This is a genomic window from Halorubrum xinjiangense (assembly GCF_900102375.1).
Lineage (GTDB): Archaea > Halobacteriota > Halobacteria > Halobacteriales > Haloferacaceae > Halorubrum > Halorubrum xinjiangense.
In genome coordinates this window covers 188,236-210,427 of the sequence record NZ_FNBO01000003.1, presented here as the reverse complement: position 1 = coordinate 210,427, position 22,192 = coordinate 188,236, and the positions used below count along the sequence as shown (strand labels likewise).

Genomic DNA, 22,192 nt, shown 5'->3' with positions numbered 1-22,192 from the left:
GCTCGACAGGTTCCGAAGGGGGTCGACCGCGGGACTCAGCCGGACTCGACGACGACGCCGTGCGTGGAGACGTGGAGGTAGCTCACGACGGGGACCGTCTCGCCGTCGAACGGCTGGCGCGTGCGCAGCGCCTCGTCGTAGTGGATTTCGATGTCGCCGTCGTCGAACGAGAACTGCCGGAAGGTGAACGACCCCCTGATCGTCATCTGGTCTTCCAGTTCGACCTCGCTCTGGGGCGCGTAGAAGACGCCGGTGAACCGAACCCGGTCGCTGTCGTCGCTCTCGCCGCCCTCTATCTCGACCTCGTCACCGCTCGAGTACAGCCAGAGGTTGCCCGCGACGTCGCCGTCCGCCGCGATGTTCACGCGTCCGGTCAGGTCGATCTCGTCGGTGTTGTACACGTCGAGGCGCGTGTCCTCGGCCGTCGTCACCGAGGCCGTGTCCTGGAGGCCGATCGAGTCGTCGACGTACAGCTCCGCGCGACCGCCGCCGGAGGCCCTGGTCGTCGCGTTGCCGCTGAGGTCGACGCCTTGGTCGACGAGCACCGTGACGTTCCCGCTCCCCGTGTCGAGGTCGAGCGTCGCGTTCTCGTCCCCCTCGACCGTCACCGAGCCGGCGACGTGGAGCGTCGCGCCGCCTTCGACGCTGAGCGTCGCGCGGTCGGCGACGGTGACGTCGCCGCTGACGTACGTGTCCTCCGTTATCGTCTCCGACTCGTCGCCCGCCAGGTCGATGGCGCTCCGCGAATTCCCGTCCGCGAGATTCTGCTCTCGGACGCCGTCGATCCGTTGCCTGATACCGCCCGCGACGGGCGCGAGCTCGTCGAACGCGCTCTCCGTCCGAGTCTCGCCGCTGACGTTGAGCTTGTCCGACTGCCCCGGCGGGATGTTGTACGATTCGGCCGTCAGGTTCCCGCGGATCCTGACGGTCTCCGTGTTCCCGCCGCCGCCTTTGGTGAGCGCGAAGTCGCCGCGGGTCTGGATGCTCGCGCGGTCGCCGGGGGTCTGCGAGTCGTAGGTGCCGTTCGTTGAGTTGTAGCTGTCGGCGTACAGCCAGTCGACGTCGCCCATCTGGAGCTCGGAGCGCCCCGTCGCCGAGACGCTGGCGCCGAGCGTCGGGTGTTCGGTCGCGGTCCGGAGCCGGATCCGCACGCGGTCGTCGTCGAGCTCGGTCACCGACGCGCTCGTTCGCGACTCGAAGAACCGTCCCCAGGCGTCCGCGTACTCGCTTTGAACCGTGATCTCGACCGTCACGTTGCTGTCGGAGAGCGGGTTGCCGTAGTCGTCGTTCGGGAACACCGACTCGGCGTCGCCCGGGCTCTCGCCGATCCGAACGGTGTCGCCCAACGGGCCCGACCCGTTCTCGATCGACACCAGCGGGAGCGTGAGCGTCTCCGGCCCGTCGGTCCCGCGGTAGTGGAACTCCGGCGGCGATACCATCCGGGAGCGCCCGCCGCTCGATCGCCAGACGCCGCCGCCCTGGTAGGCGACGGTCTCGCCGCCGCGCTCGTAGACGATCGCGCCGAGCGAGGTCTGGTTCGTGACCGTCCCGTTGTCGCCCCCGCTCACCTCGATCCGCAGCCAGCCGGCGTCCTCGTCGACGCGGAAGTCCGCGCCCCGACCGACGTCCATCCGGACCCGCTGGGCGGAGGACCCGCCGTGCGCGACGAGGCTCGCCTTGGAGTCGACCTGCGTCATCGCCCCCTCGACGCGCTGGAGGTCGGCGGTCCGCTGGGAGTCGTCGAGCGCGGTCGCGCCGAGCGCGACGGTGGTGCCGACGACCGCGACCGTCAGCCCCAACAGGAGCACCGTGCCGAGCACCTCGCTCTGCGCGCGCTCGGCCGCGGCTCCGCGCTCACCCCCGTTCATACGGGCCGGTAGGACGGGGGCGCTGATAAACGTGGACACCCGCGTATCAGTCGCGATAGCGGCCGACAGAGTGAGTACGCTCCCGCGGAACCGGCTCGACGGGAACTTCCGAGGACCGGGGATATATCTCGACGGCGCCCTTCCTCCCGCCCGTGACCGAGCGACTCTACCTCGCGGACGACACGGTGACGACGTTCGAGGCGACCGTCGAGCGCGTCCTCTCGGACCCGGACCGGCTCGTCCTCGACCGGACCCACTTCTACCCGACCGGCGGCGGGCAGCCGCACGACACCGGAACGATCCGGGTCGTCGACGGCGACGGAACCGCCCGCTGGCGCGTCGTCGACGTCGAGATGGCGGACACGGTCCACCACGAGGTCGAACCGATCGCCGGGGCGGACGAGGCGGTCGACGACGGGGCAGCCGACGATGCCGGGTCGCCTTCGCTCCCGGAGCCGGGGACCGAGGTCGCCTGCGAGGTCGACGCCGACCGCCGCGCGGCGCACTCGCGGTACCACACCGCACAGCACCTGCTGTCGGCGCTGCTGCTCGACGAGTTCGACGCGCGGACGACCGGCAACCAGCTGTATCGCGACCGCGCGCGCCTCGACGCCGAGTACGACCGGTTCTCCGACGACGACCTCGACCGGATCGAGTCGCGGCTCAACGCGCTCGTCGCCGACGGGCGACCGGTGTCGAGCTACACGATGGACCGCGAGACCGCGGAGGCGACGCTGGACACCGACCGGACGCGGATCGACCTCCTCCCGGACTCGATCGAGGAGCTCCGGATCGTCGAGATCGCGCGCGCGGACGCCGAGGGCGAGCCGTACGACCGCACCGCCTGCGCCGGGACCCACGTCGCGAACACCGCGGACGTCGGCGAGGTCGTCGTCACCGGCCGGGAGACGAAGGGACCCGAGGAGGAGCGCGTTCGGTTCGCGCTCGCCGACCACGTCGACGCGGACTGACGGGGGCGTCAGGGCCCCCAGCGCGCGCCCGGCCCTCGCCCGCGATCCCGCCGTTTAAATACGATCCGCGGTAGGTTCGGGCATGAAGTTCTGCGACGAGTGCGGATCCATGATGAAATCCGGCGAGGGCGAAGACCACTGGGTGTGCGACTCTTGCGGTTACGAGATCGGCCGTGACGACGGCGACGACGAGTGGACGACCGAGTCACAGGTCGAGTCCGAAATCGTCGACGTGAGCGACGCCGAGGACAAGGGGCTCCCGACGACGACCGCGCAGTGCCCCGAGTGCGACAACGACCGGGCGTACTGGTACATGCAACAGATCCGCTCCGCCGACGAGTCCGAGACCCGCTTTTTCGTCTGTACCGAGTGCGAACACAAGTGGCGCGAAGACGACCACTGACCGCCGTCTCATCGGCTCCGACTCCGCTCCTGCCGTTCGTCCGACTCCGCTCTCCCCGCGGCCCGCCGTTTTATTCCCGTCCGGAGAGATCCGGGCCCATGGAGCCGCCCGCCGTCCCCCGCGACCGCCTCGACGGCTGGACGCTCGTCGCCGAGACGACGGAGCGCCCGTTCGATGCCGGCCCGGTCTCGGTCACGGCAGGAACGGCCCGCTACGAGCGCGAGACGCCGCCGCCGCGGCCGTTCTTCTTTGCGAGCCGACTCCGCGTCTCCCCGGACACCGGACCGAACCCCGCCCTGACCCGGCTCGTCGAGTCGCGGGCCCGAGAGGGGTTCCGCGACCGCCTCGCCGAACGCGACATCTCCGACCTCGTGCGCCGCGACGACCGCCCTCTCGCCGTCGACGACCCGGACGCGTCGCGCGTGACGCTCACCGTGTTCCACGGCCGCTGCGCGGTCGACGGCGAGCGGGTTCCGGTAGAGGCGCTGCTCGCGGTGTGGACGGCCGGCGAGTACCTGCTCGCCGGCGGCGCCTACCCGACCGTCGACGGCTTCGAGGCGACTCGGCAGGAGGTGTTGTCGCTAGTGCGCGGCGTTCGGCCGCCGGACACTGGCGACGACGGGGTGCGGAGAGCTTGAAGTAGCCGATCAACAGGCGACCGCGCCGGCGCCCGAATCGATCGGCGACCCGTCGTCCTCGTAGTCGGCGTCGCTGACCGAGCCGGCGAACATCGGGAGCCGTAGCTCGTAGGTGTACAACACGTCGAACGCCGCGAACGGGTCGATCCCGTCGGCGACCGCCTGCCGGGCGGTCAGCCTGACGCCCGCGGCGAGCGTCACGATCGACTCCCCGTCGAGCCGACCGGCGGTCTCGAGGCCGAACTCGTTGCCCGCGTCCGGGTCGGTCAGCACCGAGAGGTGGACCACCGCCTCCATCGTCGCGCCCCCCTCGCCGTCCCCGATCGAGATGGGGTACCCGCTTCCGGTGAAACACCGGGTTATCGGCGCGACGTCGCTCCCGTTCGAACCGAGGCCGGGCCCGGTGGTCGCGGGACCGACGACGGGACCTTCGGCCGCCGACTGCGTGGCCGTCCCGCCCCACGCCGCGGCCTGGCCCGCGAGCGCGCCGGCGCCGAGGCTCGCGGCGAGGAGCAGCAGCGAGAGCGCGAGGGCGCGGGTCCGTTGCGGGCGCGTCATCAGGCGTCTCTTCGTTCGGCCGTTTAAATGACCGCGGTCGGCGGTATCAGTCGAGAGAATCGGCGCCGAGCAGCCCCTCGACGAGCAGCTCCGCGGACGCCACGTTCGTCGCCAGCGGCACGTCCTTCACGTCGCAGACCCGCAGCAGCGCCGAGATGTCCGGCTCGTGCGCCTGCGCGGTCAGCGGGTCGCGGAGGAAGACGACGCCGTCGACCAGGTCGTCCGCGATCATCGCGCCGATCTGGAGGTCGCCGCCGTAGGGCCCCGACGACTGTCGGTCCACGGAAAGGCCCGTAGCCTCCGCGATGCGTTTGCCCGTCGTCCCGGTGGTCACCAGATCGCACTCGTCGAGGACCTCGGTGTGCGTCTCGACGAACGCGACCATCTCGTCTTTCAGCTCGTCGTGAGCGATGAGCGCGATGCGCATACTATCGGCTCATCGCGGCGTCGCTTAAGGACTGGCTTCGCCGCAGTTGTCGTCCGCGTCCGCTCCGTCGTCCGCGTCCGCACGGTCGGCGTACTCACCAACCGCTCGCCGCGGGGCGAACCGCCCGAGTGCGACGCGGGCCAGCGTGCCCGGGCTGTGCCGGCGGATCACCGAAACCGCGTTGGCCGCGAAGACGGCGACGCCGAGCGTCACCAGCGACACGCCGACGAGCGCCGGTCCGGGAGCTCCGCCGGCGAGCGTCGTCCCCGACGCGCCCGCGAGGAGGTCGGCGGTAACGAGGAGCGCGGTCCCGGCGAACAGCAGCGCCCCGTCGGCGGCCGCGAGGCGGTCGTCGTAGAGGTCGTCGATCATCGGGACCGCCTCGAAGCCGAGGCGGTCGCTGTACCGCTCGACCCAGACGACGAACGGAACGATGTGATACAGCGTCCCGAAGATTACGAACCCGACCACGCCGAGCAGCAGCAGCGGCGCGCTCCCGGCCCCGCCCAGCGCGTGCTCGGGCGCCGCGGGCGATCGGAGCCATGCGGGCGCGGCGGTCGCGACCCACGCGCCGAGCGCGAGCGCGACGACCGCGTACCGCGTGTGCATCGGCGTGCGCTCGACGCGCATCTCGGAGAGTCGGCGGGCGAGGACGACCCCGAACCCCAGCGCGGCGAGCAGGACCAGGACGGCGCCGACGCGGGCGAGCGGGGTCGCCCCGACGAGTCGCCCGGCCGCGAGCGCGACGACGCCGACCGGGTGACCGACCTCCTCGACCGCGCGGAGCCGGTGGTCGACCCCGTGGAGCTCCGTCTGCGTGAACATCGTGCCGAGCTGGTACAACGCGCCGTATATCGTCGTCAGCACCGCGCCGAAGACGGCGAGGGTGACGTGGGCGCCGCGGACCCCGGCGTGCGAGATGCCGAGCCCAGCGAGGAACCCGGACCCGAGGTCGACCGCGAGCAGGACGCCGAGTCCGGTCAGGAGGACGAAAAAGCCCAGCGCGACGGCGAAGTGGCGCTCGGTCACGTCGAACCCGTCGACCGTGGCGAGCGTCCGTCCGACGTTGTAGACGAACGTCCAGAAGCCGACGAGCATGACGGCGCCGAACCCAGCGAGCCAGGGGAGTCGACCCAGCGCGAGCGCGGCCGCGAACCCGATCAATCCGCCGCCGACCAGCGCGAGCTGTGCGCTCGCGAGCCCCCGCGAGTGAAGCGTCGTCCCCGACCACACCGGGACGAACTGCGTCATCGCGCCCATGATCGTCACGCACACCCATCCGACCAGGAACAGGTGGACGTGGACGAGGCCGCCGAGCCCCGGCACCGCGTCGACGATCAGCCCGATCCCGACGAGCAGGGCGCCGCCGAGGAGCGCCAGCCCGACGAGAAAGTGGCGAAGCGGGACCGTCATCGGCGGCCCTTGCGCCGTGTCGAGACCGCCCGGAACTGCTCCCATGGTCGGATCGCGGTTCGCCACCGGCCTCCGACTGTCCCCGAAGATGTTCGTACGCTCGTCGCGTCGCGGGATCCCAGCGCCGGACTGGCGACTGCCGATCGCCGGGCGCCGTGGGAGGCCGCACCGCGGAACTGGGCGGTCTTAAGTCCGTCCGGTAACGATGGGGGCCTATGCCATGCGACCGAGACACCGCGCCGCCCGGCGTCCGGAGGCCCCGCGACGCCGCGGGGGTGTCGTAGATGGGCGGGGGATCCGCGGACGGTCGACCGGCGGCCGATCGACAGGGCGTCGAAGATCGACAGGGCGCCCACGACCGACCGACGGCCGGCCCGGCGATCGGCGTCGACGTCGGGGGGACGTTCACCGACGTGGCGCTCTCCGTAGACGGCGACCTCGTCACCGCAAAGGTGCCGAGCACCGACGACCAGAGCGAGGGCGTCGCGGCGGGCATCGAGAGGGCCTGCGAGGCGGCCGGGATCGACCCCGAGAGCGTGACCGAGTTCTCCCACGCGATGACCGTCTCCGTCAACGCGCTCTTAGAGAACGACGGCGCGCGGACCGCGCTCGTGACAACCGAGGGGTTCCGCGACGTGCTGGAGATCGGCCGGCAGACCCGGCCGTCGCTGTACGACCTCGACGCCGAGAAGCCCGCGCCGCTGGTCTCCAGGCGCCGCCGGTTCGAGGTCGCCGAGCGCGCGGCTCCGGACGGGGTCGAGCGCCCGGTCGACGACCCCGAGATCGAGTCGCTCGTCGCCAATCTCCGCGACGCGGGCGTCGAGTCCGTCGCGGTCTGCCTGCTGCACGCCTACGCGCACCCCGAGAACGAAGCGCGCGTCGCGGACGCGCTGCGCGCGGAACTCGACGTCCCGGTGTCCGCCTCCCACGAGGTGCTCCCCGAGTTCCGCGAGTACGAGCGCACCTCGACGACAGTCGTCGACGCGTACGTGCGCCCGGCGATCGACGGCTACGTCGGTCGCCTCACCGAGCGGGCGCGGGACCTGGGCCTCCCGCAGCCGCGGATCATGCAGGCCAACGGCGGCGTCACCGACGCCGACACCGTCAGGCGGAACGCCGTGACGACCGTCCTCTCGGGCCCTGCGGCGGGCGTCGTGGGAGCGAGCGCGACGGCGGGAGCCGACGCCGACCGCGACGGGCTGATCACCTTCGACATGGGCGGCACCTCCAGCGACGTGAGCCTCGTCCGCGACGGCGAGGTGGCGCGGACGACGGAGTCGGCGGTCGCCGACCGACCCATCGGCACGCCGATGGTCGACGTCGAGACCGTGGGCGCCGGCGGCGGGTCGATCGCGTGGGTCGACGCCGGGGGCGCGCTCCGGATCGGCCCGCGCTCGGCCGGCGCCGACCCCGGCCCCGCCTGCTACGGGAAGGGCGGGACGGAGCCGACCGTCACGGACGCGAACCTCGTGTTGGGGTACGTCGGCGCGGACACGGACCTCGGCGGCGACCTGTCGCTCGACGCGGCGGCCGCCCGCGACGCGCTCGCCGACCTCGCCGACGAGGCGGGGATGGACGGCCCGGTCGCGGCCGCGCTCGGCGTCCACCGCGTCGCGAACGCCGACATGGCCCGCGCGATCCGCTCTGTCACCGTCGAGCGCGGTCACGACCCCCGCGAGTTCGGCCTCGTCGCGTTCGGCGGCGCCGGCCCGATGCACGCGGTCTCGATCGCGGACGGCCTCGACGTCGAGCGCGTCGTCGTTCCCCACGCGTCGGGCGTCCTGTCAGCGTACGGCCTGCTCGCGGCAGACGAGACGCGCGACGCGGTACGGACGCGCCAGGGGCCGCTCGACACGGTCGACCCAGAGGCGGTCGACGCGCTCTACGGGGACCTGACGGACGACCTGCTGGACGAGGTCAGCGACCCGGACGCGGCGCGCGTCGAGTACGCCGCTGACTGCCGGTACGCCGGGCAGAGCTTCGAGCTCACCGTCGACGTCGAGCGCCCCTTCGACCCCGCGGCCGTCGGGGAGCGGTTCGCGGCGGCCCACGAGTCGGCGTACGGCTACCGCGCCGACGAGCCGGTCGACCTGGTGAACTGCCGCGCGACGGCGACGGTCCCCCGGAGCGCGCCCGCGGTCGGGGCCGTCGGGGGCGAGGGCGCCGAGCCGCGGACCACCCGCGAGGCGGTCTTCCCCGACGGGGCCCGCGAGACGCCCGTCTACGACCGCGATCGGTTCCCGACGGGTGAGGGGGTCGAGGGGCCAGTCGTGATCGAAGGCGCGGAAAGCACGGTCGTCGTCCCGCCCGCGTGGCGCGTCCGACTGCGCGACGACGGCGCGCTGGTCGCGGAGGTGAGCGACGCGTGAGCGACGCCGGCGCCGACGCGGACATCGACCCGGTCTCGCTGGAGATCCTCCGGAACCAGCTGGAGAGCGTCGCGGCCGAGATGGGCCACGTGCTGATCCGCGGCGCGTACTCGCCGAACATCAAGGAGCGGCAGGACTGCTCGACCGCGCTGTTCGACGCCGACGGCCGGCTGGTCGCGCAGGCCGAACACATCCCGGTCCACCTCGGCGCGATGCCCGACGCGGTCGAGGTCGTCCTCGAAAAGAACCCGAAGCCAGGCGACGTGTTCGTCGTCAACGACCCGTTCGCCGGCGGAACCCACCTCCCCGACGTCACGCTGGTCTCGCCGGTCGCGCCCGACGGCGATGTCGTCGGGTACGCGGTGTCGCGCGCGCACCACGCCGACGTCGGCGGGAGCGCGCCGGGGAGCATGCCGCCCGGCGCGCGGGAAATATACGAGGAGGGGCTCCGGCTCCCGGCGGTCCGCCTCGTCGACGGCGGCGAGCCGAACGACGCCGTCCGCGATCTCATCCTCGCCAACGTCCGCACGCCGGACGAGCGCGAGGCGGACCTCCGCGCGCAGCGCGCCGCGAACGCGCGAGCGGAGGAGCGGGTCGGCGAACTGCTCGACGAGCACGGGTCGACGCTACTCGACGCGTTCGACGCCGTCATCGACTACTCCCGAGAGCGCGTCGAAGCGGAGATCCGGGAGCTGCCGGACGGCACCTACCGCGCGCGGGACGTCCTCGAGGGCGACGGCGTGACGGACGCGGACATCCCGGTCGAGGTGGCGGTCACCGTCGACGGCGCCGCGATCGACGTCGACTTCGCCGGCACCGCCGACCAGGTGGACGGCAACCTGAACGCCCCGTTCTCCGTCGCGAAGAGCGCGGTGTACTTCGTCGTCCGCGCGGTCACCGACCCGGATATCCCGCCGAACCACGGCTGCTACGAGCCGGTTTCCGTCTCGGCACCCGAGGGATCGCTGCTCGACCCCCGACCGCCGGCCGCGGTCGTCGGCGGGAACGTCGAGACGAGCCAGCGCGTCACCGACGTGACGCTGGAAGCGCTCGCAGAGGCGGTGCCCGACGCCGTTCCCGCCGGCGGGCAGGGGACGATGAACAACCTGATAATCGGCGACCGCGCGGGGGAGTTCACCTACTACGAGACGATCGCCGGCGGGTTCGGCGCCCGGCCGACCAAAGACGGGATGGACGGCGTTCAGGTCGGGATGACCAACACGCTCAACACGCCGATCGAGGCGCTGGAGACGGCGTACCCGCTCCGCGTCGAGCGCTACGCGCTGCGCCCGTCGAGCGGCGGCGACGGCCGCCATCGCGGCGGCCTCGGCATCGAGCGGACCGTCACCGTCGAGACCGACGCGACCGTCTCGCTACTAACCGAGCGCCGGCGGACCGCCCCGCGGGGGCTCGACGGCGGCGCGGAGGGCGCGCTCGGGGAGAACCTGATCGACGGCGAGGCGGTCCCGGCGAAGGCGTCCGTCGACGTCGCGGCCGGAACGACGGTCTCCGTCCGGACGCCGGGCGGCGGCGGGCACGGCGACCCTGCCGAACGCGACCCGGACGCGCGGGAGCGGGACCGGCGGGACGGGAAGGTCGACGCGCGGGAGCGCGAGTCGGACGGGGAAGGACGGGACGGGAAGGTCGACGACTGAGACGGACGCCGAATCCAGTCGCGGACGCCGAACCCGGTTACGGACGCCGAACCGACGACTCCGCCCGCGTCAGGGGGTGGCACCGCCGCTCGCGTCGGCGCTCCGTTTCAGCCTGATGATGAGGCTGATCAGGAACGTTCCGACCATCACCAGGAGAACGTTGACCGCGCCGCTGACGGCGGCCTGAGGGATCGGCGCGAGGACCGCTCCCTCCGCGACGCTCAGCGCCCCGACACAGAGCAGGACGGCGATGGTGTAGGTGACGGTGGCGTCGAGGACGGTTCCGCGGGTCAACCGCCGGGCGCGGATCGCCTGCCCGAACGAGGCGCCGTAGACGGTGAACGCGCCGGCCGCGAGCGCGAGGATCACCTGTGCGACCGCCGTCGGCCCGACCCAGACGACGACCGGGAACTGGACTAATGCGAGCAGCATGAATCCGGTCTCGATCCGCCGGGCGGTCGACAGCGAGATCCGGTCGCTCTCCGTCGACGTCGCGGGCTGTGCGTAGTACAGCTCCCGCAGCGACAGCGCGAGGAAGGCAACGAAGAACAGCTGCGCGAGGAGCCGGAACGCGACGACGACCGTTCCGACGGTCGGCGTGACCGTCTCGACCAGTAGCAGCCCCGCGAAGACGGCACCGACGGTCGTCGACAGCGCGACGTAGCGCCACACGAGGGTGTCGTGCGGCTCGTGTCTCGCGGTCACCAGCGCGTACCGCGCCGTCCCGAGACACGCGGTCAACACGAGTACCGCCGCGACGAACCGAGTGACGCCCGTCCCTGACGACACCGTGGCGGGCCCGACGACGGCCGCAGCGTCCGGGACGCTCGCGGGGAGACCGGGGTCCGCGAGGCGAATCGATCCCGCCGCAAGCTCACGCACCGTCGCCCTCCGCGGCCAGGTCCCGTTCGAACGCCGCCGCGGACGCGTACCTGGCCATCTTCGCCGGTTTGAGTGCCTTCGCGAGGACCGTCGACAGCCCTTCGGGGACGCCCTCGGCGACCGTCCGGGTGGGGCGGACGGTCCCGTCCTCCCGGACCGGTGCGCTACCCGTCAGTAGCTCGTGCCCGATCACGCCGAGCCCGTAGATGTCGGTCGCGGCGTCGACGCCCCCGAACCGATCGGGCGCGACGTGTTCCGGCGCGGCGTAGCGGTCGGGTAGCTCGAAGAGCTCCGCGGTCGGCCCGACCGCCGCTCGGAGCCCCCAGCCGCCGACCCGCGGATACGCCCAGGCGTCCGGGTCTTCGACCGCGTTCACGAGCGTGACGACTCCCGGCCAGACTCCCCCGTGTAACACGCCGGCCGCGTGCGCGTAGCCGAGCGCGGCCGCGATCCGAGACAGGATCCATCGGGCCTCCGCCGGCGGGACCGGCGCGTCCCGATCGGCGAGCGATCCCGGAGCGCCCCGCTCGGAGACGAGCCACGGCGCGGGGCGCGTTCCGTGGTCCACGACGCGCGCGACGGCGTCGTGCCCGTCGATCCGACGCCACCGCTCGACCGCGTCCCGGAACGCCGTCTCGTCGACGCTCCGCGCGCTCGCCGCCGTTCGACGAGCCGCCGTGAACTCTCGACCGCCCTCGGCGAATCTGGTGGTGTCGACGTCCGAACCACCGCGCCGTTCCTCGGCCGGGACCGGATCGTATTCGGGAAGCGTTCGGTCGAGCCGCGGCGGTTTGGCCGGTGGCTCGGCCGGAGGATGACCGGACGGCTCCGGCGGTCCCTCGTCGGGTGCCGCGTCGCTCGGTTCGCGACGCTCAACGTCGACGGCGGTCTCGGTCGGCGGGGTCGCTTCCTCTCCTTCGTCGGTGATAACCGACCCGCCGGACTCTGGTTCCGAGGGCCGGTACCCCCCGACGACGCGTCGCCCGACGACCTCGTCGATCGCTTCGGCCTCGACCGCCCCGTCGACGATCTCGGTGACCGCCTCCCGGTTGTGTTCAGCGAGGACCGCGAGCGTCCGGAGGACGACCGGTCGGGCCTCGGGGTCACGGAGCGCCCGCCGGAACCGACCGGCGCAGGTGTCGACGATCGAGGGCCGCTCCGCGGCGACGAAGCGAATCGCCCACGACGCGGCCCGCCGGACGTCCGCGTCGTCTTGTTCCAGCTGCGCCACCAGCCTCGCGGTTCGCGCCGCATCCAGCGATTCCGGGTCCGTGAGCGCCGTCTCGAGGAGGTCGTCCGGGTCCGGCGTCTCGTCGGTTCGGTCCATCTCGTCGCGCGCTTACTTGAACCGGAACGTCTCCAGGTTCTTCGGCGCGAACGTCCGCATGTTGTAGTCGTGATACAGCGACGACGAGAGGTCCTGAACCGAGCTCTCGTCGCCGTGGACACAGAGGACCTTCTCCGGGCGCGGGTTCATCGTCTTCACGAAGTTCTCTAACCCCTGCCGGTCGGCGTGACCGGAGAAGCCGTCGACGACCTCCGTGCCCATCTCCAGAGTCAGCGTGTCGCCGCGGCTGCCGCCGCCCCAGCCGTCGACCGGGATCTCGTCCCAGCCGTTCTGGATCCGGCGGCCGAGCGTACCCTGCGCCTGGTAGCCGACGAACACGAGGTTCGAGTCCGGGTCGGGACCGATGTGGCGGAGCCACGACATGATCGGTCCGCCCTCGATCATCCCGGACGTGGAGACGATGATACACTGATCGCCGTCGGCGACCTCCTGTCGCTCCTCCTCGCCGGCGTCGATGTGGTTGAACTGGTCGGCGAGGAACGGGTTCTCGTCCTCGTGGAAGATGCGGTCGCGGAGGTCGTCGCGGAGGTACTCGGGGTACGTCGTGTGGATCGCGGTCGCCTCCCAGATCATCCCGTCGAGGTGGACGGGCATCTCGGGGATATCCCCCTCGCGCATCGCTTCCTCTAAGACGAGCATGATCTCCTGGGAGCGCCCCACGGCGAAGGCGGGGATGACGACTTTCCCGCCCTGCTCGTACGTCTCGTTGATGACCTCCTTGAGCGCCTCTTCGGAGTCCTCCTGGTCGGTCTGGTAGTCGTTGCGGCCGCCGTAGGTGGACTCCAACACGAGCGTCTCCACGCGCGGGAAATCGTTGACCGCGCCGTTGAAGAGGCGCGTGTCCTCGTAGTGGATGTCGCCCGAGAACGCGACGTTGTAGAGGCCGTCGCCGATGTGGAAGTGGGTAACGGCGCTGCCGAGGATGTGGCCCGCGTTGTGGAACGTGAGCTTCACGTCCGGAGCCACGTCGGTCACGTCGCCGTACTCCAGCGGGATGGTGTGTTTGATCGCGTCGCGGACCTGCGCGGACTCGTACGGCGGCGTCCGCCCGTCCTTCGCCGCGACGTCGAGGTAGTCGAGCGTGAGCAGACCCATCAGGTCGCGGGTCGGCTCCGTCGTGTAGATGGGACCGTCGTAGCCGTATTTAAACAGCAGCGGGACTAGCGCCGAGTGGTCGAGGTGGGCGTGGGTCAACACGACCGCGTCGAGCGTCGCCGCGCCGGCGCCGAGCGCCTCGGGCACCTGGAGGTACGGCACCTCTCCCTCCGCGCCGGGCTTGTCGCCGCAGTCGATGAGGATCCGGGTCTCGGGCGTCGAGAGGATGAAGGCCGCGCGGCCGACCTCGCGGCAGCAGCCGAGCGTCGTGATCCGGACCCACTCGTCGTCGGACATCTCCTCGCGGTGGATCTGCCGGCCGACGCGTTCGAGGATGTCGCGGCGCTCCTCGCGCTCGTTCTTCAGGAAGCCGCGGACGTTCGAGACGGTGGAGGACTCTATCGGCGGCGTCCGAACGACCTCGGGGGTCCAGCCGACCTCCTGGGTGATCTCGCGGAGCGTCGAGCCGCGGCGGCCGATCACCATCCCGGGCTTTTCGGCCTCGATGACGACCTCGCCGGTGTCCTCGTGGAAGTCGAGGTCGGTCACGCCGGCCTCCTCCGGGATCACCTCCCGGACCTGGTCTTCGGCCCGCGCCGGCGGCGAGAGGGCGCTCGGGTCCGGTCGGACCGTGATCCGCTTGCGGAGCTTCGAGGCGAGCCGGCGGATAAGGTCGCCGTCGCCCGCGAAGCGCTTGGGGTCGCGCGTGTACACGACCAGCTCCGGCCCCTCGTATTTCACGTCGGTGACCGTGATATCGTTCGGGATCTCCTGTTCGATCTCTGATTTCAACGTATCGAGTTGCTTGTCGACTTGACTCATATCTCACTTCGGGTCGTCGAGGCCGCCGTCGTCGTCGAATCACGTCGCGCGGCGACTCGCCGCCGATCGATCGACCGTGACGGGGTAGGCATAGTGGAAGTACTGTCCGTACTGGTTCCGTACGCGGGAACAGCCAGCGAAAACCCGCTTGGATCGGACTACTGCCCCGCCGTTATAAAAGCCTTCGCAAAGGGCAAGCCGCAGGCGACCTGACTCCGTCCATGCGCGTCACGCCAGAGACGGTCCGCGACGAACACGCCTGGGTCCGCGACCGCGCCGACGTGGTCGTCCCGATTCTCAACGACACCCGCGACCGGCTCGGCCGGCTCTTCGAGACCGACGTCGACGCGGTGGCGCCCGACGCGTACCGCCGCGAGGTCGACGCCGTCTTCGCCGCCGGCGAGGTCGCAGTCAACGTCGCGGCCTGCGTCGCGCTCCTGCGCGACCTCGACGTGGCCGGCGACTACCCCGGCTTCGTCGTCGACGAGGTCCTCGGCCGCGAGCTGGCCGCGACGATAGCGGGCGGCCGCCCCCTCTCGCTGCTCGCCGAAGCGACGTTCCACGTCACGGACCTCTACGTGGACCGGGACGCCACGGCCGAGACGGACCGGACCGGGGCCGGGACCGCCGGCGCGGACGACCTCGACGCCGCGCTCGCGGCCGGCTTCCAGACGCGGCTCCCCGGCTGGGACTGGCGAGAGAGGGAGAGCCCGTTCGCGGTCGACGCGGACGGCGACGGCAGCGGTCCGGCGTGACGCCCGACCACTACGAGGTAAAGTTTCGAACGAGCCCGTACGCCTTATCCAGCAGCGCTTCGGGGAGGAGTCGCGCGAGGACGCCGACGCGCGCGACGGTGCCGGGCTGCACCCGTGCCGGCGGCTGGGTCGCGCTCGCGGCGTCGTAGATGGCGTTCGCGACGAGCTCCGGCTCGACCGCGCCGGGGCCGTCGCCGCCGATCAGCTTCGCGTCCTCGAACATCGCGTAGAACTCCTCGTACGCGTCGGTCCGTGCGATCCCCTCGCGCTCCTCGGGGTCCGCTTCCCGCTCCGCGCGCTTCGAGAAGTTCGTCTGTACCGGGCCGGGCTCGACGACGACCACGTCGATACCGAGGTCCGCGACCTCGTTGCGGAGCGCGTCGGACATCGCCTCCAGGGCGAACTTCGAGCCGCTGTAGACGCCGCCGCCGGGAATCGACACCCGACCGGCGACCGAGGAGACGTTGACGATGGTCCCGTCGCGTTCGCGGCGCATCGCCGGGAGGACCGCGCGGATCAGGCGATGCGGACCGTACACGTTCACGTCGAACTGGTCGTGGACCCGCTCCGTAGCGACGTCCTCGACGGGGCCGAACTGACCGTAGCCGGCGTTGTTGATCAGGGCGTCGATCGCGCCCTCCTCGTCTAAGACGCGGTCCACGACGCGGTCGACGTCGTCCTGGTCGGTGACGTCGAGCGTGGCGAGCTCACAGCCCGCCTCGCCGAGCGCTTCGACGTCCGCGGGGTTCCGCGCGGTAGCGTACACGGTCCATCCCTCGTCGAGGAACGCGTGCGCCGCGGCGCGGCCGATGCCCGAGGAACAGCCGGTGATGAGTGCCGTCTTCTGCACGCCTCTCCGGTCAGTCTCCGACGGCATAACTCTCCCGACCGGCGGCGAAACGCCTCCGGCGACCGGGAGCGAGCGGACGCGTTACTCCTCGTCGGCGTCGGCGTCCTCGCCGTCCGCCTCGTCCTCGTCGGTCGCGAGCAGGTCGCGCTCGTCGAGAACCCCTTCGATCTCGTCGGTCGGTAGCTCCGCGTACTCGGGGTCGTCGACGGTGATCGTTGCGACGCCGACGCCGTCGGGCGACAGTTCGCCGTCGTTCGACTGCGCGAGGGTGTCGAGCGCGAGCCCGACCGCCTCGTCCGTCGAAATGCCCTCGTCGTACTCCGACTCGAGGTAGTCGCGGAGGTCGCTGCGGTCCGAGCCGATCGAGAGCGCCTGCCACTCGTAGGGGGTGCCCGAGGGGTCCGTCTCGAACAGGCGCGGCTCGCCGTTCTCGACCCCGCCGACGATGAGCGCGACGCCGAACGGGCGCGCGCCGCCGACCTGCGTGTACTGCTGGATGTGGTCGGTGATGTTCTTCGTCAGCGTCTCGATGCCGACCGGCTCGCCGTAGCGGAGGCGGTTCACCTGCGCCTGCCGGCGCGCGAAGTCGATAAGCTGGCGGGCGTCCGCGACGTGGCCCGCGCTCGCGACGCCGACGTGGTCGTCGGCCTTGTGGAGCTTCTCGATGCTCTCCGGCTCCATGAGGGGGGAGCGGGCGCGCTTGTCGGCCGCGAGGACGACGCCGTCCTCGGCGCGGATCCCGACGCTCGCCGTCCCTCGTTTCACCGCCTCCCGAGCGTACTCGACCTGGTAGAGTCGGCCGTCCGGAGAGAAGATGGTGATGCCGCGGTCGTACGCCTGTTGTTGGGATTGGCCCTGCATGATATCACTCGGTGTCGAACATCGTCGCGCCGACGCGGCCCGACTCGCCCCGCAGGTCGCACGCGTCTCCGCGCACGACCGCGGGCCGCTCGGCGCCCTCGAACGCGACGTCTCGCTGTGTCGAACTGGCGGTCGCGCGACCCATATATCTTTCCTCACAGGCACGCACCGTCCCCGAAATCCCCCTGACGAGGATTCCGACCGGCTCGCCGTCGACCTCGCTCACGCAGGCGATCGCGGCGCGCGCGTCGTCCACGTGCCCGTGTCTGACGCGGACGACGGCCTCGCCGGTCCCGTCCGCGTGCGCGAACGACAACAGCGTGAGGTCGGCGTCGGCGCTGCCCGCGTCCCCGAGGAGGTTGCCGGCGCTGTACCACAGCGCGCGCTGGAACGCCCGCCGCCCGATCTCGGTGTCCGCCCACGACTCGATCCCGACAGCGAGGTACCGCCACCGCGGCCGGAGGTGTTTCGGGAGGTGTTTCACGGCGATATCACACCGGGAGCTCGCGGACCCGCTCCGCGACGATCACCGCGACCTGGTCGTGGACGCGCTCGGCCGCGGTCACCGCGAACCCCTCCTCGGTGAACGCCTCGACGAGCGTGCCCACCGTCGCCGGGTCGTCGACCTCGGGGCTGTAAAAGGGCGCCTCGGGGTCCGGCTCCTCGAAGAAGGCCACGTCGCCGAGGACGATCCGCCGGGCGCCGGTCTCCGCCATGACCCGGATCGCCTCTCGCTTCTCGTCGTCCGCGAGGTGGTGGAGCGCGAAGTTCGAGGTGACGACGTCGACTCGCCGGTCCGAGTCGAGGCCGGGGTCGCGGAACTCGCCGTACGCGAACTCGACATTGTCGAGGCCGCGATCGTCCGCCTTCCGGCGACCCTCCTCCATCATTCCCTCGCTGATATCGCGCGCGAGGACGCGCTCGGCGTCCTCGGCGACCGCGAGCGCGATGGCGCCGGTCCCGGCGCCTAAATCGAGGACCACGTCGTCGGCTTCGGGCGCGGCGTGGTCGATCACGAGGCTCGCGCAGGCGTGGTACTCGTCGCTCTTCGAGTCGTCGTATGCCGCGGCCTTCTCGGAGAACCGCTCGGCGTGCTCCTCAACCGTCTTCTTCATACCTGCCACGTCGGACCCCCGGCTCTATGAAGCCCTCGGAGCGGCGCTCCCGGTTGCGCTCGACGAGGTCGCCCCACGCCCGGAGCCCCTCGCGGACGGCCTCGGCGTCGAACCCGATCGCCTCGCCGACCGCGACCAGTTCGCGGGGCGCTCGCAGCCCGAGGTGCGAGCGCGCGTTCGCGCTCACGACGTAGGGCGCGTCGTAGTGGTCGACGATCTCGCGGAGCTTCCGGAGGTCGGCGAGCGCCCGGACGCGCTTCCCGCCGGTGGCGCGCAGCGCCGGGCCGAAATCGAACTCGACGCGGACGCCGTTGTCGCGCGCCGCCTTCGCGAGGACGTGGTTGAAGTCGCCGCCGCTCGCCATCGGGCGGACGAGCACGTCGACGCGGGCCTGCTCGACCGCGAACCGGTTCAGGGCGTCGTCGCCCCCGACGACGCAGACCACGGTCCGGTCGGAGCGGTAGTTCCCGACCGCGCCGGAGGCGCTCGTCGGGTCGTCGGCGTCGATCTCGACCGCGTCGACGACGTCGATCCCGTACTCCTCCCGAAGGGCCTCGGGGTCACAGATGGGGCTCCCGTCACCGTCCGCCGCGGTCGACCCGCCACCGTTGCCGGCCGCCGCCAGCGCGTCGCGCGTCCGCACCACGATCCCGTCGTAGCCGTGCCTGGCGGCGGTCGCGGCGTGGCGCGCGACGGTCGCCTCCCCGTCGGGGTGGGCGTGAACGGCCTCGTACATGGGGTTCCGTTTCGCGGCCGAGCGTATCGGCGTTGCGCTTTCGGGGCCGCACCGACGCTCCGCGGCCCCCTGTCGCCCCCGACGGTCGGGCCGTCACGCCGCCGCACCCGGTCGCCGGCTCACCTGCCGACCGACTGCGTGATGGCGAAGACGAAAAGCGCCACGAAGAACGGACCGATGAACGCCTCGCTCGCGACGATCACGCCGAGGCCCGGCGTCGACACCTCCGGGATCCCCAACACGAGCGCGTTGAACGACTGGAAGCTGAACGCGAGCGCCGCGAGCGGCCCCTGATACGTCAGTTCGACGCCCAGCCGCGCGTAGACGAGCGCGTACAACGCGATCACGCCGATCGAGGCGTACACGACGCGTCCCGGTCGCTCGCCGTACCCGCAGGTGTACCTGAGGACCTGGTTGCTCAGCCACTTCCGCGCGAACCGGAGCCGTCCCCCGAGGCCCCCGTCGTCCGCGTCGGTCGCGCCGAACGCCGAACGCCGGTGGGACCGACCGCGGTTGAGCAGCTCCCGGAAGTGGAACTCGCGGGCCGCGGTGTTCTCGCCGACCGCGATCGCCCCGTTTTTCGCCCGCAGGTACGTGTTCTCCCGCTCGGACGGCGTCGCGTCGACGCCGTGGAGCCGCCACTCCAACCGGTCGAAAAGCGACCGGTACGCCCCGAAGTCGAACCCCTCAAAGACGGTGTTCTCGAACCGGAAGCTGTCGAGGTCGGGGTCGGCCGACGCCACCCGCTCGAGCCGCACGTCGCCGAGCACGCTCCCGCCGAAGTCGAACACGTGGTGATCGGTGATCTCGATCGCCCCCGAGACGGAGTCGACGTCCCGGAAGTCGACGGTGATCGGGTCGCCCGACACCGACTCCATGCCGCGCAGCTCCACGTCGCCGCGGAGGTCCACGCCGGCGGCGACGATCCGCGACTCCGCTGTCGTCTCGGCCAGCTGAAGGTCGCCGACGCAGCGCGCCGACGAGAGCGCCAGGCAGGTCTCCGGGACCCTCCCATCCCGGTACGGCAGTTCGGAGTCCGCGAGCGACGGGTCGTCGACGAAGTTCGTCCCGACCGCCACCGGCGCGCCGAACTCGCAGGCCGTGAACTTCGCGTCGGCGCGGAACGTCGCCGAGGAGAACAGCCCGCCGCGCTCGAACGTCGCGTCGTAGAAGTTCGCGACGGAGTCGAACGCCGCGTTCATGAAGTCGGCCGCGTCACGGAAGGCGACGCCGACGCCGAAGAGCCCCTTCGCGAAGGACGCGCCCCTGAAGCAGGCCTCGTCGTGGAAGGTCGCGTCCTTCAGGTCGGCCCAGCGCCGGAACGCCGTCAGGTTGAACGCGACCGGGCCGCGAAACTCGGCGTCGGAGAAGCTCGCGCTCGCGGCGAAGGTCCCGTCCTCGAACACCGCGCGCGACTCGAAGACGGAGCCGTCGAACCGGACGACGTTCGCGAACCGGCAGTTGTAGCACTCGACCGGGCCGAGCAGCCACGACTCCCGGAGGTCGACCGGCTGGGTCGTCTCGCCGTCGACCACCGCGTATTCGAGGTCGATACCCGGACAGACGGCGCCGAACAGCCTGTTCTCGTCGGCTCCCTCGGACTCGACGACCTCGACTATCTCCTCTCCGATCCGCTCGGCCGAGACGCCCCGCACCGGGTGCGACCGGATCGGCTGGTGAAACACGCAGTAGTCGGTGTCGCCGTGGCGGTCGAGCGGGCACCGCCACACGTCGCCGTCGACGTCGTCGAACCGCTCTCCGCCAACGTCGTGCGCGTAATCGCACGACTCCCCTCCGCTCATGTCGGGCGCTCACGGGGAGGGGTGGAAAACCTTCGGGTCGGCTCCTCCGTCGACCGGACCGCCCCCGGCCGCCTCCCCTATCGACCCGGGCGCTTTTGTCCGCCCGTCGGGACACTCGCGTATGCCCGCCGACTTGGAGGAGAAGACGGACCGCTACGAGCGAATGCTCGCCGACGCGCTGGCGGTCGCGGAGCCGCGTCCGCCGGCCGACACGCCGCTGGGCTCGGCCGCGGCGGACGTGACGGAGATGGCCGAGTCGTACCTCGAGGACGGCCGTCACTTCCGGGCTGACGGCGACCCCGTGAACGCGCTCGCGTCCTACTCGTACGGCTACGGCTGGCTCGACGCCGGCGTCCGACTCGGGCTGTTCGCGGTGCCCGACGACACCGAACTGTTCACCACGTGAGGCCCGGGCGCCAGCGTCCGGTCGCCCCGAGTGTCCGCGAGGGACGCGCTTAAGCGGTGACGGCCGCCACTAGGCGGCATGGACGAACTCGCGGACCTGACCGAGCGGCTCGTCTCGATCCCCTCCCACGACGACGAGGCGGCCGCGGGTGACGCCATCGAGGAGTGGCTGCGCGCAGAGACGGACGCGACCGTCGAGCGCGACGGGGCGGGCAACGTCCTCGCGTTCGCGGGCGCGACCGACGACCCGGACGCCGACTCGCTCGCGCTCGTCGGCCACCACGACGTGGTCCCGCCGGCGCCGGAACAGACGACGGGCGACGGCCTCGACGGCGAGTACGTCGTCGAGCGGCGCGACGGTCGGATCTACGGCCGCGGGACCGCCGACATGAAGGGTTCGGTCGCGGCCGCGATGTGCGCCTTCCGAGACGCGTCGCCGCCCGAGGGAAGGGAACTGGTCTTCGCGTCGTTCGTCGGCGAGGAGGTCGGCGGCGATGGGGCGCGCCACGCGATCGACGCCGGGTTCGCGCCGGACCGCGCGGTCGTCGCGGAGGGGTCGACGAACTACTCGAAGCCGGGCGTGACGGACGTGGTCGTCGCTCACCGCGGGCGGCGCGGATCGCGGCTCGTCGCGCGCGGGGAGGCTGCGCACGCCTCGGAGCCCGAGGCCGGCAAGAACGCGATATACCGCGCCTGCGACGCGATCGACGCGGTGCGCGACCTCGACGTGCCTGAGGCGACGGTCCTCGGCAACGACGTCTCGGGCTCGCTCGCGGTCACGATCGTCGACGGCGGCGAGACGTGGAACGTGATCCCGGAGCGCTGCGAGGCGACCGTCGACGAGCGCACGGTGCCCGGCGGCCGCGCGGACCTCGCGGGCGTCGCCGACGCGGTATCAGGCGTCGAACTCGTCGTCGACCAAGACCTCCCGCCGATGGCCTGCGGCGACGCCGGGTTCGCGGACGCGGCGCTCGACGTCGCCCGCGCGGTCCACGACGAGCGCGGCCTCGACGCGCCCGAACACGTCACGAAGCCGCACGCGACCGACGCGGGGTGGCTCGCGGGGGCCGGCACCGACTGTCTCGTCTGCGGCGCCTCGGAGCCGGGCGAGGCGCACACCGACACCGAGAGCGCGAGCCTCGACGTCCTCGACCGCTGTTACCGGATTTATACGGGCATCGCCGAGCGGGAACCGTAACGGGCTCCGCCGATGTCTCGG

The 22,192-nt window shown here is 71.7% G+C and carries 21 protein-coding genes; 8 read left to right on the top strand and 13 right to left on the bottom strand.

From position 1 onward, the window contains the following. Positions 1-35: 35 nt before the first annotated feature. Entirely contained in the window at positions 36-1,868 is a 1,833-nt protein-coding gene (locus F3H13_RS05615) for a DUF7289 family protein (RefSeq protein WP_149798064.1), read from the bottom strand. Between the two features lie 152 nt (positions 1,869-2,020). On the opposite strand from F3H13_RS05615, the gene F3H13_RS05610 reads away from it, so the two are divergent. The 3 genes from F3H13_RS05610 to F3H13_RS05600 all read left to right on the top strand — a co-directional run bounded on the left by F3H13_RS05610 (position 2,021) and on the right by F3H13_RS05600 (position 3,880). Then, on the top strand, positions 2,021-2,839 hold the full coding sequence (locus F3H13_RS05610; protein WP_149798063.1) for an alanyl-tRNA editing protein: 819 nt from the start codon (positions 2,021-2,023) through the stop codon (positions 2,837-2,839). Positions 2,840-2,921: 82 nt separating this feature from the next. Continuing rightward, on the top strand, positions 2,922-3,242 hold the full coding sequence (locus F3H13_RS05605) for a transcription factor S (RefSeq protein ID WP_149798062.1): 321 nt from the start codon (positions 2,922-2,924) through the stop codon (positions 3,240-3,242). A gap of 98 nt (positions 3,243-3,340) precedes the next feature. After that, entirely contained in the window at positions 3,341-3,880 is a 540-nt protein-coding gene (locus F3H13_RS05600) for a DUF6517 family protein (RefSeq protein ID WP_149798061.1), read from the top strand. Between the two features lie 9 nt (positions 3,881-3,889). Here F3H13_RS05600 and F3H13_RS05595 read toward each other — a convergent pair whose 3' ends face one another. The 3 genes from F3H13_RS05595 to F3H13_RS05585 are packed head-to-tail and all read right to left on the bottom strand — an operon-like array spanning position 3,890 to position 6,278. Further along, entirely contained in the window at positions 3,890-4,438 is a 549-nt protein-coding gene (locus tag F3H13_RS05595; RefSeq protein WP_149798060.1) for a DUF7332 family protein, read from the bottom strand. Between the two features lie 46 nt (positions 4,439-4,484). Then, on the bottom strand, positions 4,485-4,865 hold the full coding sequence (locus F3H13_RS05590; protein WP_149798059.1) for a methylglyoxal synthase: 381 nt from the start codon (positions 4,863-4,865) through the stop codon (positions 4,485-4,487). 24 nt (positions 4,866-4,889) lie between these two features. Then, positions 4,890-6,278 carry a hypothetical protein gene (locus tag F3H13_RS05585; RefSeq protein ID WP_149798120.1) on the bottom strand — a complete coding sequence of 463 codons (1,389 nt, stop codon included), beginning with the start codon at positions 6,276-6,278 and terminating at the stop codon, positions 4,890-4,892. A 284-nt stretch (positions 6,279-6,562) separates the two neighbouring features. Between F3H13_RS05585 and F3H13_RS05580 the strand changes: the two genes are divergently transcribed. Both F3H13_RS05580 and F3H13_RS05575 read left to right on the top strand, forming a co-directional pair. Next, positions 6,563-8,647 carry a hydantoinase/oxoprolinase family protein gene (locus tag F3H13_RS05580; protein WP_223174379.1) on the top strand — a complete coding sequence of 695 codons (2,085 nt, stop codon included), beginning with the start codon at positions 6,563-6,565 and terminating at the stop codon, positions 8,645-8,647. Further along, entirely contained in the window at positions 8,644-10,302 is a 1,659-nt protein-coding gene (locus tag F3H13_RS05575; RefSeq protein ID WP_149798058.1) for a hydantoinase B/oxoprolinase family protein, read from the top strand. Before F3H13_RS05580 ends, F3H13_RS05575 begins: the two co-directional genes overlap by 4 nt. Positions 10,303-10,371: 69 nt before the next feature. Here the strand turns inward: F3H13_RS05575 and F3H13_RS05570 are convergent, their stop codons facing one another. From F3H13_RS05570 to F3H13_RS05560, 3 genes are read right to left on the bottom strand one after another with little or no spacing between them, the layout of a single operon-like run. After that, positions 10,372-11,184 (bottom strand): hypothetical protein, encoded by an 813-nt coding sequence (locus tag F3H13_RS05570; protein ID WP_149798057.1) that lies wholly within the window; start codon positions 11,182-11,184, stop codon positions 10,372-10,374. Continuing rightward, entirely contained in the window at positions 11,177-12,511 is a 1,335-nt protein-coding gene (locus F3H13_RS05565; RefSeq protein ID WP_149798056.1) for a protein kinase domain-containing protein, read from the bottom strand. The genes F3H13_RS05570 and F3H13_RS05565 overlap by 8 nt, the downstream gene beginning before the upstream one ends. 12 nt (positions 12,512-12,523) lie before the next feature. Beyond that, a complete protein-coding gene (locus F3H13_RS05560; protein ID WP_149798055.1) occupies positions 12,524-14,449 on the bottom strand; it encodes a beta-CASP ribonuclease aCPSF1 in 1,926 nt (641 codons plus the stop codon). 221 nt (positions 14,450-14,670) lie between these two features. Here F3H13_RS05560 and F3H13_RS05555 point away from each other — a divergent pair, with 221 nt between their 5' ends. Next, the gene (locus F3H13_RS05555) at positions 14,671-15,204 is read left to right on the top strand and encodes a hypothetical protein (RefSeq protein WP_149798054.1); all 534 of its coding nucleotides are present in this window, start codon (positions 14,671-14,673) and stop codon (positions 15,202-15,204) included. A gap of 10 nt (positions 15,205-15,214) precedes the next feature. Here the strand turns inward: F3H13_RS05555 and F3H13_RS05550 are convergent, their stop codons facing one another. The 6 genes from F3H13_RS05550 to F3H13_RS05525 all read right to left on the bottom strand — a co-directional run bounded on the left by F3H13_RS05550 (position 15,215) and on the right by F3H13_RS05525 (position 20,568). After that, positions 15,215-16,081, bottom strand: coding sequence for an SDR family oxidoreductase (locus F3H13_RS05550; protein WP_149798053.1), 867 nt, complete (start codon positions 16,079-16,081; stop codon positions 15,215-15,217). A 54-nt stretch (positions 16,082-16,135) separates the two neighbouring features. Next, entirely contained in the window at positions 16,136-16,915 is a 780-nt protein-coding gene (gene psmA / locus F3H13_RS05545; protein ID WP_149798052.1) for an archaeal proteasome endopeptidase complex subunit alpha, read from the bottom strand. A 4-nt stretch (positions 16,916-16,919) separates the two neighbouring features. Next, complete coding sequence (locus tag F3H13_RS05540) at positions 16,920-17,399, bottom strand: Rpp14/Pop5 family protein (protein WP_149798051.1); 480 nt, start codon at positions 17,397-17,399, stop codon at positions 16,920-16,922. Between the two features lie 7 nt (positions 17,400-17,406). After that, complete coding sequence (locus F3H13_RS05535; RefSeq protein WP_149798050.1) at positions 17,407-18,030, bottom strand: class I SAM-dependent methyltransferase; 624 nt, start codon at positions 18,028-18,030, stop codon at positions 17,407-17,409. Next, positions 18,014-18,766 carry an RNase P subunit p30 family protein gene (locus tag F3H13_RS05530; protein WP_149798049.1) on the bottom strand — a complete coding sequence of 251 codons (753 nt, stop codon included), beginning with the start codon at positions 18,764-18,766 and terminating at the stop codon, positions 18,014-18,016. The genes F3H13_RS05535 and F3H13_RS05530 overlap by 17 nt, the downstream gene beginning before the upstream one ends. 119 nt (positions 18,767-18,885) lie before the next feature. Further along, complete coding sequence (locus F3H13_RS05525; RefSeq protein ID WP_149798048.1) at positions 18,886-20,568, bottom strand: pentapeptide repeat-containing protein; 1,683 nt, start codon at positions 20,566-20,568, stop codon at positions 18,886-18,888. Between the two features lie 121 nt (positions 20,569-20,689). Here F3H13_RS05525 and F3H13_RS05520 point away from each other — a divergent pair, with 121 nt between their 5' ends. Together F3H13_RS05520 and F3H13_RS05515 are read left to right on the top strand one after the other, a co-directional pair. Then, on the top strand, positions 20,690-20,974 hold the full coding sequence (locus F3H13_RS05520; RefSeq protein WP_149798047.1) for a DUF357 domain-containing protein: 285 nt from the start codon (positions 20,690-20,692) through the stop codon (positions 20,972-20,974). A gap of 78 nt (positions 20,975-21,052) precedes the next feature. Then, on the top strand, positions 21,053-22,171 hold the full coding sequence (locus F3H13_RS05515; RefSeq protein ID WP_149798046.1) for a M20 family metallopeptidase: 1,119 nt from the start codon (positions 21,053-21,055) through the stop codon (positions 22,169-22,171). The last annotated feature ends 21 nt before the right edge of the window (positions 22,172-22,192 follow it).